This is a genomic window from Sphingomonas sp. Xoc002 (genome assembly GCF_050408055.1).
Taxonomy (GTDB): domain Bacteria; phylum Pseudomonadota; class Alphaproteobacteria; order Sphingomonadales; family Sphingomonadaceae; genus Sphingomonas; species Sphingomonas yabuuchiae.
This window is the reverse complement of record NZ_CP191175.1, coordinates 700675-716468: the sequence shown is the minus strand read 5'-3', so window position 1 is coordinate 716468 and position 15794 is coordinate 700675. Positions and strand designations below refer to the sequence as shown.

At 66.5% G+C, this 15794-nt stretch carries 17 protein-coding genes and 1 tRNA gene; 7 read left to right on the top strand and 11 right to left on the bottom strand.

Features of this window, described 5'->3' with window-relative positions:
* Nucleotides 1–7 precede the first annotated feature (7 nt).
* Entirely contained in the window at nt 8–1207 is a 1200-nt protein-coding gene (gene lptF / locus ACQR50_RS03505) for an LPS export ABC transporter permease LptF (RefSeq protein WP_294311177.1), read from the top strand.
* The gene (lptG, locus tag ACQR50_RS03500; RefSeq protein ID WP_076715083.1) at nt 1204–2301 is read left to right on the top strand and encodes an LPS export ABC transporter permease LptG; all 1098 of its coding nucleotides are present in this window, start codon (nt 1204–1206) and stop codon (nt 2299–2301) included. The genes lptF and lptG overlap by 4 nt, the downstream gene beginning before the upstream one ends.
* Nucleotides 2302–2396: 95 nt before the next feature.
* Here lptG and ACQR50_RS03495 read toward each other — a convergent pair whose 3' ends face one another.
* The gene (locus tag ACQR50_RS03495) at nt 2397–3491 is read right to left on the bottom strand and encodes a fatty acid desaturase family protein (RefSeq protein ID WP_428969801.1); all 1095 of its coding nucleotides are present in this window, start codon (nt 3489–3491) and stop codon (nt 2397–2399) included.
* 132 nt (nt 3492–3623) lie between these two features.
* On the opposite strand from ACQR50_RS03495, the gene ACQR50_RS03490 reads away from it, so the two are divergent.
* Nucleotides 3624–4775: an N-acetyltransferase gene (locus tag ACQR50_RS03490; protein WP_428969800.1), complete on the top strand. Its 1152-nt coding sequence runs from the start codon at nt 3624–3626 to the stop codon at nt 4773–4775.
* Nucleotides 4776–4824: 49 nt separating this feature from the next.
* On the opposite strand, the gene ACQR50_RS03485 is transcribed toward ACQR50_RS03490, so the two are convergent.
* Together ACQR50_RS03485 and ACQR50_RS03480 are read right to left on the bottom strand one after the other, a co-directional pair.
* Nucleotides 4825–5091 carry a hypothetical protein gene (locus tag ACQR50_RS03485; protein ID WP_428969799.1) on the bottom strand — a complete coding sequence of 89 codons (267 nt, stop codon included), beginning with the start codon at nt 5089–5091 and terminating at the stop codon, nt 4825–4827.
* A 23-nt stretch (nt 5092–5114) separates the two neighbouring features.
* Nucleotides 5115–5390 (bottom strand): hypothetical protein, encoded by a 276-nt coding sequence (locus ACQR50_RS03480; RefSeq protein ID WP_428969798.1) that lies wholly within the window; start codon nt 5388–5390, stop codon nt 5115–5117.
* A 552-nt stretch (nt 5391–5942) separates the two neighbouring features.
* Between ACQR50_RS03480 and ACQR50_RS03475 the strand changes: the two genes are divergently transcribed.
* Together ACQR50_RS03475 and ACQR50_RS03470 are read left to right on the top strand one after the other, a co-directional pair.
* Nucleotides 5943–6596: a class I SAM-dependent methyltransferase gene (locus ACQR50_RS03475; protein ID WP_428969797.1), complete on the top strand. Its 654-nt coding sequence runs from the start codon at nt 5943–5945 to the stop codon at nt 6594–6596.
* Entirely contained in the window at nt 6593–7216 is a 624-nt protein-coding gene (locus tag ACQR50_RS03470) for a hypothetical protein (protein WP_428969796.1), read from the top strand. The genes ACQR50_RS03475 and ACQR50_RS03470 overlap by 4 nt, the downstream gene beginning before the upstream one ends.
* A gap of 207 nt (nt 7217–7423) precedes the next feature.
* On the opposite strand, the gene ACQR50_RS03465 is transcribed toward ACQR50_RS03470, so the two are convergent.
* Nucleotides 7424–9103, bottom strand: a complete 1680-nt coding sequence (locus ACQR50_RS03465; protein WP_428969795.1) for an aminotransferase class III-fold pyridoxal phosphate-dependent enzyme — start codon at nt 9101–9103, stop codon at nt 7424–7426.
* A 38-nt stretch (nt 9104–9141) separates the two neighbouring features.
* Between ACQR50_RS03465 and asd the strand changes: the two genes are divergently transcribed.
* Nucleotides 9142–9999 carry an archaetidylserine decarboxylase gene (gene asd / locus ACQR50_RS03460; RefSeq protein ID WP_428969794.1) on the top strand — a complete coding sequence of 286 codons (858 nt, stop codon included), beginning with the start codon at nt 9142–9144 and terminating at the stop codon, nt 9997–9999.
* A gap of 36 nt (nt 10000–10035) precedes the next feature.
* Here the strand turns inward: asd and ACQR50_RS03455 are convergent, their stop codons facing one another.
* The 6 genes from ACQR50_RS03455 to ACQR50_RS03430 all read right to left on the bottom strand — a co-directional run bounded on the left by ACQR50_RS03455 (nt 10036) and on the right by ACQR50_RS03430 (nt 14565).
* Nucleotides 10036–11916: a methyl-accepting chemotaxis protein gene (locus ACQR50_RS03455; protein WP_428969793.1), complete on the bottom strand. Its 1881-nt coding sequence runs from the start codon at nt 11914–11916 to the stop codon at nt 10036–10038.
* A gap of 139 nt (nt 11917–12055) precedes the next feature.
* Nucleotides 12056–12132 (bottom strand) — tRNA-Arg (locus tag ACQR50_RS03450).
* A gap of 70 nt (nt 12133–12202) precedes the next feature.
* The gene (locus tag ACQR50_RS03445) at nt 12203–12634 is read right to left on the bottom strand and encodes a DUF1178 family protein (RefSeq protein WP_428969792.1); all 432 of its coding nucleotides are present in this window, start codon (nt 12632–12634) and stop codon (nt 12203–12205) included.
* Nucleotides 12631–13455 carry a carbon-nitrogen hydrolase family protein gene (locus ACQR50_RS03440; protein ID WP_428969791.1) on the bottom strand — a complete coding sequence of 275 codons (825 nt, stop codon included), beginning with the start codon at nt 13453–13455 and terminating at the stop codon, nt 12631–12633. The genes ACQR50_RS03445 and ACQR50_RS03440 overlap by 4 nt, the downstream gene beginning before the upstream one ends.
* Nucleotides 13452–13709 (bottom strand): glutaredoxin 3, encoded by a 258-nt coding sequence (grxC, locus tag ACQR50_RS03435; RefSeq protein ID WP_042486177.1) that lies wholly within the window; start codon nt 13707–13709, stop codon nt 13452–13454. Before grxC ends, ACQR50_RS03440 begins: the two co-directional genes overlap by 4 nt.
* 31 nt (nt 13710–13740) lie before the next feature.
* Nucleotides 13741–14565, bottom strand: coding sequence for a double zinc ribbon domain-containing protein (locus ACQR50_RS03430; RefSeq protein ID WP_428969790.1), 825 nt, complete (start codon nt 14563–14565; stop codon nt 13741–13743).
* On the opposite strand from ACQR50_RS03430, the gene ACQR50_RS03425 reads away from it, so the two are divergent.
* The gene (locus ACQR50_RS03425) at nt 14555–15397 is read left to right on the top strand and encodes a class I SAM-dependent methyltransferase (protein ID WP_428969789.1); all 843 of its coding nucleotides are present in this window, start codon (nt 14555–14557) and stop codon (nt 15395–15397) included. The two genes, ACQR50_RS03430 and ACQR50_RS03425, sit on opposite strands and share 11 nt — an antisense overlap.
* Here the strand turns inward: ACQR50_RS03425 and ACQR50_RS03420 are convergent, their stop codons facing one another.
* Complete coding sequence (locus tag ACQR50_RS03420; protein WP_428969788.1) at nt 15398–15784, bottom strand: response regulator; 387 nt, start codon at nt 15782–15784, stop codon at nt 15398–15400.
* Between the last annotated feature and the right edge of the window lie 10 nt (nt 15785–15794).

Below are 15794 nucleotides of genomic sequence, written 5' to 3'. Positions count from 1 at the left end.
CCCCCGCATGAAATCTATCGATCGCTACATGGCCCGGCTGATCGCGTTGCCGCTGTTCGCGACGCTGCTCATCTCGGCGATGCTGCTGGTGCTCGATCGCATCCGCCGCCTGTTCGAATTCGTCGCGACCGAAGGCGGGCCGATCAGCGTGGTGTGGCGGATGCTCGCCAACCTGCTGCCCGAATATCTGGGGCTGGGCATTCCGATCGGGCTGATGCTGGGCATCCTGCTTGCCTTCCGTCGCCTTGCCACCTCGTCCGAGCTGGACGTGATGCGCGGCGTCGGCATGAGCTATACCCGGCTGCTGCGCGTGCCGTACATGTACGCCATCGTGCTGGCCGCGCTGAACTTCGCGATCGTCGGCTATATCCAGCCGGTCGCGCGTTATTATTACGAAGGCTTGCGCTACGAATTGCGCACCGGCGCGCTGGGGGCGTCGATCAAGGTCGGCGAGTTCACCCATCTGGGCGACCGCATGACCCTGCGCATCGAGGAAAGCCGCGAGAATGGCCGCGACCTGTCGGGCATCTTCGTCCACGCCAACACGTCGAAGGGCGACTGGATCGGCGTGACGGCGGCGCGCGGGCGCTTCCTGGCGACCGACGACCCCAACGTCATCATCTTCCGCCTGACCAATGGCACGCTGATCCACAACCGGCCGGAGTTCAAGGCGCCGCGCGTGCTGACCTTCTCCAGCCATGACCTGCCGATCGACCTGCCCAAGTTCGACAATTTCCGCCAGCGCGGCGGCCGCGACCTGGAGTTCACCCTGCCCGAACTGGCCCGTCACGGTCAGGAGGCGCAGAGCGCCGAGGCACGCGCAGGCAGCCGCTCCGAATTCCATTTCCGCGTGGTCGAGGTGGTGACGATGTTCCTGCTGCCGCTGCTCGCGGTGTCGCTGGGCATACCGCCGAAGCGATCGACCTCGGCGCTGGGCGTGTTCCTGTCGATCGTGATGCTGGTCACCTATTTCAAGGTGAACCAATATGCCGCAGACATCGGCGCGCTGGGGCGGGTGAATCCGATCCTGGCGCTATGGGGGCCATTCGCGGTGTTCGCGGGGCTGGTCCTGTGGATGTATTATGTCACCGCCTATGTGCCCGGCGGCCAGCCGATCGGCGCGCTGGAGCGCGGGGTGGCCAAGCTGGCCAAGGCGATCGGGCGCTGGATACCCGGCCGCCGCCGTAAAAAGGCCTATACGGCATGAGCCTGTCCAACATTTTCCCGTCGAAGACGATCGCCATCTACATGGCGAAGATGTTCCTGATCCGCACCTTCGCCATCCTGTTCGCGGTGGCGTTGGTGCTCCAGACGCTCGACGTGCTGAGCGAATCCGGTGCGGTGCTGGCCGCGCCGGGCAACGGACAGGCACAGGTGTGGCGATACGTCTCGCTGCGCGCGCCGCAGATCATCTCGTTCCTGCTGCCCTTCTCGGTGCTGCTCGGCACGATCCTGACCTTCTTCACGATGAACCAGAATTCTGAGGTCATCGCGCTGAAGGCGGCGGGCATGTCGGCGCATCAGGTGCTCGCCCCCCTGCTGATCGCCAGCGCGGGCGTGGCGGCCTTCAGCTTCGCGTTCAACGACCGCATCGTGCCGCGCGCCAGCGCGACGTTGTCGGCCTGGCAGAAGGTGCAATATGGCCCCCTGCCCATCGACAGCGGCGACCGGGCCAATGTCTGGGTGCGCGACGGCGACGACCTGATCTCGGTCGATCTGATCCAGGGCCGGGGCGCCAAGACCCAGCTGGGCGGCGTGACGCTGTATGACCGCGCGGGCGGCAGCCTCCAGGCGATCGTGCGGGCCCCGCGCGGCGTGCGCTCGGGCGATGGCTGGCAGATCGGCCCGGCGACGCGCTTCGAGGTGAAGTCGGGCAAGCTGACCAACTATCCCTCGCTGATCGTCGGGCGCGGCGTGTCGCCCGAGCAACTGACGCTGGCCAGCGTCAGCGCCGACAATCTGTCCTTCGGTGCGCTGTCGAGCGCGATCACCGACCTGCAGGAAGCGGGACGGCCGACCAAGTCGCTGGAGGGGTCGCTGTGGCACAAGCTGTCCGCGCCGATGTCCGCCATGCTGATGCCGCTGCTCGGCGCGGTCGCGGCCTTCGGCATCGCGCGGTCGGGCAAGCTGTTCGTGCGTGCCGTGATCGGCATGGCGCTGGGCTTCGCCTATTTCGTGGCGGACAATTTCTCGATGGCGATGGGCGATCTGGGGGCCTATCCGCCCTTCCTCGCGGCCTGGGCGCCGATCCTGCTGTTCTTCCTGATCGGCGAAGCGGTGCTGTTCCGGACGGAGGAATGAGGGGCGTAGGCTCGCTGGCCAGCCTCAATCCCACCGTCCGTTCGCACTGAGCGACGTCTAAGCGCACGTCCCGCCCTTCGCTCAACAAGGGGAAATCACTTCCCCCGGCGGATCGTGCTCAAGCCGATCTTCGCGACCAGCCCCGGCAGGCCCTGATAGCTCGCCTTGTGGTACGGCGACTCCGGCGTCAGCGCCGCGCTGATCCGGCGGTGCGCCTCGCCCAGCGAATGATAAGGGAGCGACGGCAGCAGGTGGTGCAGCGCGTGATAGCGCAGGCCCACCGGCGCCCACAGGCCCGGCAGCAGCGCGGGCGGCGGCACGTTGACCGAGTCCAGATACTGCGCGGTCACGGTCATCTGCTCGCCCTCATTCTCCCAGAGATGGGCGACGAGCGTGCGGACCTGGTTCAGCACGGCGACCGCCGAGCCGATCGCAAAGCCGATCGCAAAACCGCGCACCGGGATCACGCCGGTCGCGACCATCGCGATCAGCGCGATCGCCCAGATCGAGGCGGCAGCATCGGTGCGGTTGAAGCGGACCAGCGCCTCGCCCTCGGGCATGCGACGGCGGAACTGCGGGTTGATCGCCAGCGCCGAATAACGCTCGACGACGATCTTGCGCAGGCCGGGGATGACCCAGGACAGCGGCGACAGGATGGCGAAACGGATCAGCAGCCCCAGCGGCGCCAGCGCCGACACCAGGATGAAAACCGGCAGCGTCCACGGCTTCATCAGCGCCAGCGGCAGATATTCGGGATCGTCCGCCGTGCCGTACCGCGTCTTGGCATGGTGCAGGTTGTGCACCCCCTCATACATGAAGGCGGGCGTCAGCAGCGGCACGCCGACCAGCGCGTTCCAGCCTTCGCGGAAACGCGGCAGCGCCGAATGCTTCATATGGCTGACTTCGTGGATGAACAGCAAAGCGCGATAGAGCGCCAGGACCGCCACGACCGAGGCCACCACGATCACGCCCGTCGACGATGCCATGACCGCGACGGCCAGCGCCGCATAACCGACCAGTGCGCTGCCCACCATGTCGCCCCAGTACAGGCCGGGACGCGGCGCGATCAGGTCGCGGGTCAGCTCGGCGGCGGCGCGCAGCATCGCCTTGTCGTCCGCAATCGGGACACGCACGGAAGGGGCCGCTGCGACAGCCTGCGCACTCCGTTCAAAAGAAAGCGTCGATTCCATAGCTCTATCCTTTGCCCCCACATAGTGGCGACACGGTGGCATTCCCACGTCCTGCCATGACGGAATCCTCACTCGCTATGATCGACGTGGACGGTTAGGAACGATGGCAAAATCATTGCCGGACCGCATCCCATGACCGTTTCCATCCGCCCCATCTCTTCGAAGTCGGATCGCAAGATCTTCGTCGACTTCCCCTTTCGCCTTTACGCCGACGATCCCCACTGGGTTCCGCCGCTGAAGGGCGAGGCGCTGGGACTGATTACGCCGGAGAAGAATGGCTGGTACAGCCATGCCAAGGCGCAGCTGTTCCTGGCGGAGGAGAATGGCAAGGTCGTGGGCCGCATCTCGGCGCATCTCGACACGCTGGCGCTGGAGATGGAGCCGTCCAAGGGCTTCGGGCCGGGCGTCGGCTTCTGGGGCCTGATGGATGCGGTGAACCAGGACGTGTTCCGCGCGCTGCTCGCCGCCGCTGAGGGCTGGCTGCGCGAGCAGGGCATGACCCGTGCGATCGGCCCCGTCTCGCAATCGGTCTGGGAAGAGCCGGGCCTGCTGGTCCAGGGCTTCGACCAGGATCCGACGATCATGATGGGCCATGCGCGCCCCGAATATCAGGGCTGGATCGAGGGTGCCGGTTACGGCGTCGTCAAGCAACTCTTCACCTATGAGCTGGACATCACGCAGGAATTCCCGCCGATCGTCCAGCGGATCATCAAGTCGGGCGAGAAGAACGAGCGCATTCGCGTGCGCGAGGTGAACAAGGCCAAGTTCGAGGAAGAGGCCGCGATCATCCTGAGCATCCTGAACGATGCCTGGTCGGATAACTGGGGCTTCATCCCCCTCACCCCGCCCGAGATCAAGGATGTCGGCGTCAAGCTGAAGCCGATCGTGTTCAACGACCTGATCCGCATCGCCGAGCTGGACGGCAAGCCCGTGGCGTTCATGATCACGCTCCCCGACCTGAACGAGGCGATCAAGCCGCTCAAGGGCAGCCTGCTTCCCTTCGGTTGGGCCAAGCTGCTGCTGTGGCTGCGCGCGCCCAAGGTGCGGACGATGCGCGTGCCGCTGATGGGCGTGGTCAAGGAGCTTCAGGCGTCGCGCATGGCGGGCCAGCTCGCCTTCATGATGATCGAATATATCCGCCAGGCCTCGGTCACCAAATATGGCGCGTCGCGCGGCGAGATCGGCTGGGTCCTCGACGACAATCAGGGGATGCGCTCGATCGCCGAGACCATCAAGAGCGACGTCAACAAGATCTACAACGTCTATTCACGCGATCTGGTCTGATCGCGCCGGGTGGGGCCGTCCTTGAAAAGGCGGCCCCTTTTCCCGTGCTTCACTTGGTACGGCCGATATAGGTCAGCGGGTCGACACCGCGCCACAGCCATTGCTTGCGCGTCATGCAGACCTTGCCGCGCATGATATGGTCTTCCTCGACATTCAGGAAACAATAGCGGGTCGGCTTGGCGGCGGCGGTCGGCGCGGTCGGCAGGGCTGCGGTTTCGACGGTGGCGGCGGCGGGCCTGGCGGCCTCCTCACGCGGCGACGGGGCGGACGACGGAGCCGACAGGGCAGCAGCGGCGGCGAGCAGGGCGAACATCATGATGGGTCTCCGCTTTTCGAGGATCAGCGACGCGCGATGCGGCCGGTGGGGATCTGACCGTCCATCGCGATCCAGTCGTCGGCGGTGCGGCAGACCTTGATCGGCAGGTGCGAGCCGGTGATCTGCGCGACGACGCAGTAGCGCGTCGCCTTGGACGGCATGACCGAGGGTTCCGCGCCGCTCGTCGCGACGGCGACCGTGTTCAGCGTGACGGCGTTCGGCGTGACGGGCGCGGGCTCGACGGCCGTGCGGGCCGGAGCGGCGGACAGGGTCGATGCGATCAGTAGTGTCAGCAACATGGTGGTAACTCCCTTTATGCCGGATCACCCCGGCATGTGAGTTACTGCATTAGTCATGCCATACACATGAACCATGCTATTTCAATGTCTTAGCATTTTCGTCACCGGTGCGTAATGCCAATGCGTGGTAGAAAACGCCAAGCAAATGGTGAAACGCACCATGCGTTATGGCGTGCCGAAAAATCGGGTCATCCCGTGCCGCCATCGCCATGCGATGGGCCGTCGTCACCAACGGCGGATCGGCCCACAGACGCGAACCGCCGAGTCGCGCCACCGGATATACTTAATTCTGCAAAGTATAGAGGATCATGCCGCCCGCATTCAGCAGCACGTGGACAGTGTAGGCCCGGTCTCCGTCACAAGGTGACAGCACCTCTACCTTATCTATTATCCGACATGTGCGACATATTCATGCACGCATGATGACATATTCGTTGCGCTATTGCGAAAATCTCGCAAGCGAAGCCGGATTTGTCGTGAAACTGTCACCGCCTGCTGCAAACAGGGATCGCATCGTCGTTCAACGGGATGCCCCTTTCGATGGCAACGCAGATGAGTACCGCCAGCGTCACCAAGGCCTATGATCGCTGGTCGCCTGTCTATGATCTGGTCTTCGGCCCGGTCTTCAAGAAAGGCCGTTCCGCCGCCATCGTCGCCGCCGAACGCATCGGCGGTCGCATCATCGAGGTGGGGGTCGGCACCGGCATCTCGCTGCCCCAATATTCGCGGGCGAACCGCATCGTCGGCGTCGACCTGTCCGAGCCGATGCTCGACAAGGCGCGCGAGCGGGTGAAGCGCGGCAATCTCTCCCATGTCGAACAGATCGCTTACGGCGATGCCGAATCGCTGCAATTCGCCGACGACAGCTTCGACGTGGTGGTCGCGCAGTACGTCATCACCGCCGTACCGAACCCGGAAAAGGCGCTGGACGAGTTCGCGCGCATCTGCCGCCCCGGTGGCGAGATCGTGATCGCGACGCGCGTCGGCGCGGGCGAGGGCCTGCGCGGCCGGATCGAAAAGACGTTGATGCCGATCACCAGCCGCCTGGGCTTCCGCACCGATTTTCCGTTCGAGCGCTACACCAACTGGGCGGCGACGCGCGGCGATGTGGAGCTGGTCGAAAGCCGCCCCCTGCCCCCGCTCGGCCATTTCTCGCTGGTCCGCTTCGCCAAGCGTCAGCCTTCCCTCCAAGGACATGTCCAATGACGGGTTTTCGCGCGCAGCTCGCCGAACAGCGGTGGGACGATCATCGTTATTATCATCACAGCCTGGTCAATCAGAGCCTGCACTTCGTCAGCGCCTGCACCTTCTTGACCGCCTATGTCCTGCTGTTCATCGACCCGGCGGTGGCCAGCCTGCTCGCCTGGGGCGTGGCGATGACCAGCCGCCAGGCGGGGCACTTCTTCTTCGAGCCCAAGGGCTATGACCATGTGAACAAGGCGACGCATGAGCATAAGGAAGAGATCAAGGTCGGCTACAATCTGGCGCGCAAATATGTGCTGATGGCCATTTGGGGCGCGATCCCGGTCGTGCTGCTGGTCCAGCCGACCTTGTTCGGCACGCTGGAATATCCGGACGGCTTCATGGGCTATCTGCGCCATGTCGGCATCGGCTGGCTGGGCCTTGGCGTCAGCGCGATCTTCGTGCGGGTCATGCAGCTCTGGGTCGCGCGCGATCTGGAAACCGGCCTGGTCTGGGCGACCAAGATCGTCACCGACCCGTTCAACGACTTCAAGATGTACAAGAGCGCCCCGCGCCGCCTGATGAAGGGCGAGCGGATGGATCATCACGATGTCGATGATTTCGAGGATTTGAAGGCGGCGTAATTTCTGCTGCGGTTTGACGGACGGGGCGGCGGTTCCAACGGGACCGCCGGCCATCTTTTTCCAAACGGCCTGCCCCTGGCCGCTCCCCTCCCGCAGGCGGGAGGGGATGGGGGAGGGCACGGGGTCTCACAGAGACCTTCGCCCATGGCCCTTGCCCCTCCCCAACCCCTCCCCCTGCCGGGAGAGGGGCTTTTAAGATGCGAGAGGTCAGCCCTCCCCCCGCCCCAACCTAACCGCCAGCGACTCCTTCAAGATCCGCCGCCGGATCGCCTTGTTCGCCGCCTTCAACTCCTGCGGCGCATCGGGCGAGGTCCACCACCAGCCATCGTCACGCATCTGTTGTCCCGCTGCAACGAAGCGGTCGCAAATATCGGCGAACAGGGTGTCGTCGATGTCGAGGCTGAAGATCAGCCGCCCGGTCCCGACCCAGCTCAACGCCAAGCCGTGCGCCCGGAGATAATATTGCAGCATCCAGTTATAGGGCGAGGCGACAGAATAGAGGATGGTCCAGATCGTCTGGACATGCGCGACCGAGAGCGGGAGCCCCGCCTCCGCCATCCGTGCGTTGAACATCGCGGCCCGCGCATTCCATCGCTCGTCCAGCCCGTCATACAGGGCGGCCAGCTCGGGCGTCTCCAGCCGCTGGAGAAAGGCGTTCATCGCCCCCATCACCATGGGGTGCGAATTGAAGGTCCCGCGCGCAAAGCAGATGTCGACCGGGCGATCCTCGCGCCAGCGCTTCATCAGATGCGCCGGGCCGCACAAGACGCCGACCGGCAGGCCGCCGCCCAGCGTCTTGCCATAAGTGATCAGGTCGGGCTTCACCCCGAAATATTCGGGCATGCCGCCCTTGGCGAGGCGGAAGCCCATGAACACCTCGTCGAAGATCAGGACGATGCCGTTCGCGCGGCAGGTCTCGGCCAGCCGGTGCAGCCATTCGCGATAGGCGGCCAGATCGGCCCCCGCCTTGCGCCCGCCATCGACCAACTGCCCGTCCGACGGCGCCGAACCATTAGGATGCATCGCCTGGAGCGGGTTGACCAGCACGCAGGCAATGTCCTTGCGCGTCGCCAGCACCTTCAGCGTGCGATCGGACATGTCGGCCAGCGTCAGCGTCCGATCGGCGGACACCGGGTTGCCGATGCCGGGCTGAACATCGCCCCACCAGCCATGATAGGCCCCTGCGAAGCGCACCAGACGCGGACGCTTCGTGTGGTAACGTGCCAGCCGCACCGCCTGCATCACCGCCTCGGTGCCCGACATGTGGAACGACACCTCGTCCATGCCCGTCAGGGTCGTCAGGCGGCGGACATTGTCGGCGACGACCGGGTGGAAGGACCCCAGCACCCCGCCCAGGTCGGCGACCATCGCCGCCCCCTCGGCCATGGTCTGTTTGTAGAAGTCGTTGCCGAACAGGTTGACGCCGTAGGAGCCGGTCAGGTCGATCAACCGGTTGCCGTCGAGGTCGACCAGGATCGGTCCCTCCGAGCGCTGATAGAAGGCGCCGGTGGCCAGCGTCGTGCGCACCTTCTCGCGGAACTGGAACGGCACGCGATACGCGCCGGTGAATTGCAGGTCGGAGAGGCCGCCGCGCGTCTCGCGGGTCAGCGCCAGCGTCTTCGCATAGCGCTCGGCGAAGAGCGCGCCCAAGCGCTCGAACCCGGCGCGTCGCTGGTCGCCAATCGCGTCCGGCGCATCGTCGACGCGGAAGAAGCGATCCTCGCCATAGCTGTAGAACGGAATCTGCCCGGCAATCCGCTTGGCCATGCGGACATGGCCGCCCAGCCCCGGATGCTTGGCGCGCGACAGGGTCAGCCGCCGATGCCCCTTCGTCAGGGCAACGGCACCGGCGGAAGCGGCCAGCAGGCCAGTGAGAATCGGGTTCATGCGGCCTTTGACCGCGTACCCATGACGGAGGCATGACAATGCGCGGACCCATCATGCGGTTCTTCCTGAACGAGGACATCAATTTCCTCGTCACCAACCGCCTGCCGCGTCGATTCGCGACGAAACTGGTCGGCCGACTCGCCCGGATCGAGCATCCGCTGATCGCCAAGCCCAGCCTGGCGCTTTGGAAATTCTTCGCGGGCGTCGACCTGTCGGATGCGCGCACGACCCGGTTCCGATCGCTGCGCGACGGTTTCGTCCGTCCCTTGCGCGACGGCGCGCGCGTCTTCGACAGCGACCCCGATACCATCGCCTCCCCCTGCGACGCGCTGGTCGGCGCGCATGGCCGGATCGAGGGCGACCGTCTCTATCAGGTAAAGGGCTTCCCCTACACGCTGGGCGAGCTGATCCCCGATCCCGGACTGGTCGAGCGTTTCCGCGACGGGTCGTTCCTGACCCTGCGGCTGACGGCGGGCATGTATCACCGTTTCCATGCACCGACGGATATCGTGGTGGAGGGCGTGACCTATCTGTCGGGCGACTGCTGGAACGTGAATCCGATCGCGTTGAAGCGGGTCGAGCGCCTGTTCTGCCGCAACGAACGGGCGGTGATCGAGGCGCGGACGTTGATCTCGGGCCAGCCGCTGCTGATCGTGCCGGTCGCGGCGATCCTGGTGGCGAGTATCCGCCTCCACTGCCTGGATACCGTTGCGACACTCCGCGACCACGACCCCGGCCGCACCGCCTGTTCCGCCCGCATCGGCAAGGGAGAGGAAATGGGCTGGTTCGAGCATGGCTCGACCATCATCCTGTTCCTGCCCAAGGGCATGACACTGGCGGGATCGCTGGTCGAGGGACAAGCGATCCGCGCCGGGACGATCGTCGGGCAACTGTAACGAACAGGCTTTGCCGCCTCCCCCTGTGGAGGGGGATCAGAATTCCGACCAGTCGCCGTCGTCGACCACGACCGCTGCGGCGGCACTCGATGCGCGGGCGACGCGCGGAGCGGGGGCGATGCGGGGCGTCGCCTGCGCCACCCGGGCCTGAAGCTGGTGGACCGGCGAGTGATGGACCACCGGCGCCGGGGCCCGCGCGACCATGCCGCCGTCGATCAGGCGGAAGCGGCCGACCTCGCGGGTCATGTGGCCGGTTTCCTCGGACAGGCTGCGCGCGGCGGCGGTCGCCTGTTCGACCATCGCGGCATTCTGCTGGGTCACGCCGTCCATCTCGGCGACGGCGGTGTTCACCTGTTGCAGACCGGTTGCCTGCTGTGCCGCGGCCGAGGCGATGTCGGAGACGAGCGCGTTGATCTCGCCGATCCGCCCGGTGATGCGGGTCAGCGCATTGCCCGCCTGCGCGACCAGCTGCACCCCGGTATCGACCTGCTGGGTCGAGGCGGTGATCCGCTCCTTCACGTCCTTGGCCGCGTCGGCCGAACGCTGTGCCAGCGCGCGCACTTCGGAGGCGACGACCGCAAAGCCCTTGCCCGCATCCCCGGCGCGCGCGGCCTCGACGCCGGCATTCAGCGCCAGCAAATTGGTCTGGAAGGCGATGCCGTCGATCACCGCGATGATCTCGCTGATCTCATGCGACGAGCGTTCGATGCCGTGCATCGCCTCGACAGCCTTGCGCACCACGTCCGTGGACTGATCGGCATCGGCGCGGGTTTCGGTGACCGCCTGGTTGGCGCGCTTGGCATTTTCCGCCGTCTCGCGCACCGTCTCGGTGATCTCGTGCATCGCGGCGGCGGTTTCCTCCAGGCTTGCCGCCTGCTGCTCGGTGCGATGCGACAGGTCGTCCGACGCCTCGCGAATGTCGGCGGCGCCGTTGGTGATCCCCTGTGCGCTGGCGTTCACCGCCGTCAGGGTGGCGGACACCGAGTCCATCGCGTTGTTGAAATCCTGCTTCAGCTTTGCGAACGGCCCGGTCAGGTCCGCGTCGATCCGCTTGGTCAGGTCGCCCTGTGCCAGCGCGTCGAGGCCGCTGCCGACGCTGCTGACGATCAGGCTGGTCTGTTCGGCCTTGGCGCGCTCCGCCCCGACGAGTTGGTCACGGAAGGCGACCATCGCCTCGGCCAGCTGGCCGACTTCGTCACGACGCGACTCGACTTCCAGCTTGGTGTTCAGGTCGCCCGCGGCCAGCCGCCGCATCGCGACGGTCATCGCCGCCAACGGATTGGCGATACCGCGGATCAGCGTCATCAGCAGATAGCCGGTCAAGGCAAGCACCAGCAGCGAGATCGCGATCGAGACATTGCGCGACCAGATATACTCCTGCGTCGCCTCGGCCGTTTCCCGATCCATCAGCGCGATCTGGATATCGCGCATGGTGGCGGCATCCTTGTCCACCATGTCGAAGACCCGCTTGCTGGTCCGGAAATTGGCCAGCGCCTCGACGTTCAGGTTGCGGCTGCCCAGCTCGGTCGTCTTGCGCGACAATTGCTGATACGTATCCCAATGTTCGCGGAACAGGCGGAACCGCTCGATCGCCTGGGGCGCCGTCAGCGTCCGCTGCAGGAAATCCTCGTTCTTGCCGATCACCTCGGCGCTGCTCCGCAATTCCCGAAGCGCGGTGGTGATATGATCCGGTTCGGTCGAAAGAACGACCGACGCCTCGTAGACACGATAGTCCGACGTCGCGGAGTTGATCGCCAGAATCGCGACCAGCTTGTCGCGGCGGCTGCGCCCCAGATTTTCGGCCACGCTGTTCAAATGCTGCTGGCTCATGATGGACAACACCATCGTGACGACCAAGGCAGTGGCGAGGATGCCGAACGCCACGAACAACTTATTGCTGATCTTCAGATTCTTCATCGTCGTCCACCCCGATAACAGTGTGGTTATGACGTGGACCTCTTAAGATCGCGTTTCATGACACAATTGCAGCTTGACTTATGAAAAAGCCGTTTCGCAATCGTTACGATTTCGGGATGGAAGCGGCCGTGATCTTGCATGGTGACCCCGACTGGATTCGAACCAGTGGCCCTCAGATTAGGAATCTGATGCTCTATCCTGCTGAGCTACGGGGCCCCATGCAGGCCGGGTGATACAGGCGGGGCGCGGCGTGGTCCAGAGCGGTTTGACGGGCGCGATCGCCGGTCTAGTTCGCCAGCTTGGGCGGCACCACGGGCAAGGGCAAGGGCGCGACCGGCACCCCCTCTTCGATCAGCGCCTTGGCCTCGGCCAGGCTGGCCTGACCGTGGATCTGCGTCACGGGCGCCTCGCCCTCATGCATGGCGCGCGCCTTCTCGGCAAAGGCGCCGCCGACCCAGGTGGATGTCTCCAGCATCTTCGCCTGCGCCTGGGCGAGATGTTCGAGCGCGGCCTTCATCGCCTGTGGACCGGGCAAATCGGGTTTGCGGTTGCCCTTGGCGGCGATCTGCGGCGCCATGACCGCCTTCTCGATGCTGCGATCGCCGCAGAGCGGACATTCGACCAGCGCCTTGTCGCGCTGTTCGGCATAGGCGGCCGACGAGGCGAACCACGCCTCGAACACATGGCCGCCCGCACAGCGCAGATCGAAGACGATCATGCCTGCGCCACTGGCGGAATGGCGCGGCGATGGCGGATGGCGGGCAGACGTTCGCGCACCGACTCGACCTGCGCCGGATCGATTTCGGCAAAGCCCAGCCCCGCCGCCTCGCCCATGTCGAGCAGCACCTCGCCCCAGGGGCCGACGACCAGCGAATGGCCATAGGTGGCGCGGCCGTCCTGATGCTCGCCGGTCTGGGCGGCGGCGACCAGATGCACCCCCGCCTCGATCGCGCGGGCGCGGAGCAGCACATGCCAGTGCGCCGCGCCCGTCGGCCGGGTAAAGGCGGCGGGCACCGACAGGATCGTCGCCCCCGCCCCGGTCAGCGCGGCGAACAGCGCCGGGAAACGCAGGTCGTAACAGATGGCGAGGCCCAGACGGCCTACGGGCGTATCGACCACCACGGCCTGCTCGCCCGGCGCATAGGATGCCGATTCGCGCCAGCTTTCGCCGCTGGGCAAGTCGACGTCGAACAGGTGCATCTTGTCATAACGGGCTCGGATGTCGCCCCGGTCGTCGATGACATAGCCGCGATTGGCCAACCGCCCGTCCGCTTCCCGCACCGCCAGCGAGCCGAGATGGACCCACAGACCATGCGCCGCCGCCGCCGTGCGAACGCGGGCGAGCACGGGGTCTTCGCCTTCGGACACCAGATGCGCCGCCGCCCGCGCACGATCGCGGTCGATCAGCCCGGACATCTCCGGCGTGAACAGCATCGCCGCGCCCTTCGCCGCCGCCTCGGCGATGGCGCGCTCCAGAATCCCGGCATTGGCGGCGGGATCGATCCCCGCCGTCATCTGCAACACCGCGATTCGGGTCATGCCGCCAGAAGCGGGTCGAGCCCTCCGCGCTTGTCCAGCGCCGCCAGATCGTCCGAGCCGCCGATATGCTGGCCGTCGATAAAGACCTGCGGCACGGTGGTGCGACCGTTCGCGCGCTGGATCATCTCGGCACGCTGGGGGCCGCCCATGCTGATGTCATATTCCTGGGGCTCGACGCCCTTGGAGGCGAGCAGCGCCTTGGCCCGCGTGCAATAGGGGCAGAACGCCTTGGTGTAGATTTCGACCTTTGCCATGCCCTTCAGGTGTGTCGCGGGACGCCGCTTGTCAATCGTCCGCCCCGTCGATGACCCGCGCCCAGCACAGGATCGCCACCGATGCCGCCCCCGCCGCCAGCAACACCCGGACGCACGCCCCGGCCGTCGCGCCGGTGGTATAGACATCGTCGACCAGCACGACATGCCGCCCCTTCACCGCCGCCGGATCGGTGACGCGAAACGCCGCCGTCACCGCCGCGCGCCGCTGTCTGGGGGAGAGTCCGCGCAATAGCGGCGTCGCGCGCGCCCGCTGGAGGACCTGTCGCGCCATCGGCACCCCGCTGCGCCGCGACACGCCCTCGCCGATCAGCACCGCCTGGTTGAAGCCGCGCCGCCACAAGCGCCAACGGTGAAGCGGCACGGGGATCAGCAGATCCGCCCCCGGCGGCATCCGCCGCGCCATCGGCCCCGCCATCGTCTCGGCCACACCGATCCGCCCCCCATGTTTCAGCCGGATCGGCAGCTCGCGCGCGATGGGGCCGTAGGCGACGGCGGCATACACCCCCGCATGGTGCGGCGGATCGGCCAGACATGCCCCGCATCGCCCCGTCAGCCCGCCCAGCGGCGTTCCGCAACCCGTACAGCCCAGCGTGTCCAGGAACCGCAACTGTCCCCAGCACGGCCCGCAGAAACGATGATCCGCCTCGACCGGCTCGGCACAGCCCGGGCAGCGCGGCGGCAAGGCCCAGTGCGCCAGGGCCAGCAGCGGGGCGGCGAGCACGGCGCGGCCCCGCTCCATCGCAAATCCGGCCTGTTTCGATCCCGCCCCCATCGGCTTTGCCTTGTCCCCGATCGCGCGAGCGCGCACAAGCGCGCGGGTGAGCATGTCCACCATCTTCGACCGTCGCGCCCGCCGCCTGCGCCGCGACCGTGCCCAGCCCGATTTCGCCGAGCATGATTTCCTGCGCGCTACGATGCTCGACGGGCTTGCCGAGCGGCTGGATGCCGTCACCCGGCCGTTTCACGACATATTGGACCTGGGCTGTTTCGACGGCGGCTTCCTGCCCCCGCCGGGGGCGCGGGTGGCGCGGCTGGACCCCGGCTTCGCCTTTGCCCGCACCGCGCAGGGCGTGCAGGGCGACGAGGATCGCCTACCCTTCGCCGATCGCAGCTTCGACCTGGTGGTGAGCGCAGGCGTGCTCGACCAGATCGACGACCTGCCCGGCGCGCTGACGCTGATCCGCCGGGTGCTGCGGCCCGATGGCCTGTTCCTGGGCGCGTTCGTCGGCGGCGGATCGCTGCCCCGCCTGCGCGCCGCGTTGCGCGTCGCCGAGGCGGAACGGCCGGTCGCACGGCTCCATCCGCAGGTCGATGTTCGGTCGGCGGGCGATCTGCTGATGCGCGCGGGCTTTACCCTGCCGGTCGCGGATATCGAGACTCTGGCGGTCCGCTACCGCGATTTCGGGCGGCTGCTGGGCGATCTGCGCGGCATGGGGGCGAGCAACCTGCTGGCCGAGCGGCGTCCGATCGGACGGGACGCGCTGGCGGCGGCGGCGGGGGCCTTTGCCGAGATGGCCGATCCCGATGGCCGCGTGGCCGAACAGTTCAACCTGGTCTTCCTGACCGGCTGGGCACCCGATCCGTCGCAGCCCGTGCCCGCCAAGCGCGGCAGCGCGACCGCGTCGCTGGCCGAGGCGCTGAAGCCCAAGCCCGAGGCGGGCGAATAATCAGCCGATGATCGCGCCGCGATCCCCCGCCAGGATACGGCCCATCGCCTCGAACAGCTGATCCATCGCGACCGGCTTCACGATCACGTCGTCGGCCCCCGCGCTCAGGCAGCGTTCGCGCAGGTCGACGCCGCTGTCGGCGGTCACCACGATGATCGGCACCTCGGCCTTCTGATCGCCCCGTGCGCGGATGTGGCGGATGGCGGTGATGCCGTCCATGCCGGGCATGCGCAGGTCGATCAGGATCATGTGATACTGGTCGCGGTCGATCATCTCCAGGCCAAGTTCGGCATTCTCCGCCTCGGCCATGCTCGCGCCCGCCACATCCAGCATGTCGCGCACGACACGGCGGTTCATCCGGTCGTCCTCGATGAAAAGGACGTTCATCCCCGGCCCC

Excerpts from the sequence above, each read along its gene's own strand:
- ACQR50_RS03440 (WP_428969791.1), bottom strand. The coding sequence starts at position 13,455 with ATGACCCGAATCGCGGTGTTGCAGATGACGGCGGGGATCGATCCCGCC.
- lptG (WP_076715083.1), top strand. The coding sequence starts at position 1,204 with ATGAGCCTGTCCAACATTTTCCCGTCGAAGACGATCGCCATCTACATG.
- lptF (WP_294311177.1), top strand. The coding sequence starts at position 8 with ATGAAATCTATCGATCGCTACATGGCCCGGCTGATCGCGTTGCCGCTG.
- ACQR50_RS03470 (WP_428969796.1), top strand. The coding sequence starts at position 6,593 with ATGACGGGTTTTCGCGCGCAGCTCGCCGAACAGCGGTGGGACGATCAT.
- asd (WP_428969794.1), top strand. The coding sequence starts at position 9,142 with ATGCGCGGACCCATCATGCGGTTCTTCCTGAACGAGGACATCAATTTC.
- ACQR50_RS03480 (WP_428969798.1), bottom strand. The coding sequence starts at position 5,390 with ATGTTGCTGACACTACTGATCGCATCGACCCTGTCCGCCGCTCCGGCC.
- ACQR50_RS03485 (WP_428969799.1), bottom strand. The coding sequence starts at position 5,091 with ATGATGTTCGCCCTGCTCGCCGCCGCTGCTGCCCTGTCGGCTCCGTCG.
- ACQR50_RS03425 (WP_428969789.1), top strand. The coding sequence starts at position 14,555 with ATGTCCACCATCTTCGACCGTCGCGCCCGCCGCCTGCGCCGCGACCGT.
- ACQR50_RS03495 (WP_428969801.1), bottom strand. The coding sequence starts at position 3,491 with ATGGAATCGACGCTTTCTTTTGAACGGAGTGCGCAGGCTGTCGCAGCG.
- ACQR50_RS03455 (WP_428969793.1), bottom strand. The coding sequence starts at position 11,916 with ATGAAGAATCTGAAGATCAGCAATAAGTTGTTCGTGGCGTTCGGCATC.
- grxC (WP_042486177.1), bottom strand. The coding sequence starts at position 13,709 with ATGGCAAAGGTCGAAATCTACACCAAGGCGTTCTGCCCCTATTGCACG.
- ACQR50_RS03420 (WP_428969788.1), bottom strand. The coding sequence starts at position 15,784 with ATGAACGTCCTTTTCATCGAGGACGACCGGATGAACCGCCGTGTCGTG.
- ACQR50_RS03475 (WP_428969797.1), top strand. The coding sequence starts at position 5,943 with ATGAGTACCGCCAGCGTCACCAAGGCCTATGATCGCTGGTCGCCTGTC.
- ACQR50_RS03490 (WP_428969800.1), top strand. The coding sequence starts at position 3,624 with ATGACCGTTTCCATCCGCCCCATCTCTTCGAAGTCGGATCGCAAGATC.
- ACQR50_RS03465 (WP_428969795.1), bottom strand. The coding sequence starts at position 9,103 with ATGAACCCGATTCTCACTGGCCTGCTGGCCGCTTCCGCCGGTGCCGTT.
- ACQR50_RS03445 (WP_428969792.1), bottom strand. The coding sequence starts at position 12,634 with ATGATCGTCTTCGATCTGCGCTGTGCGGGCGGCCATGTGTTCGAGGCG.
- ACQR50_RS03430 (WP_428969790.1), bottom strand. The coding sequence starts at position 14,565 with ATGGTGGACATGCTCACCCGCGCGCTTGTGCGCGCTCGCGCGATCGGG.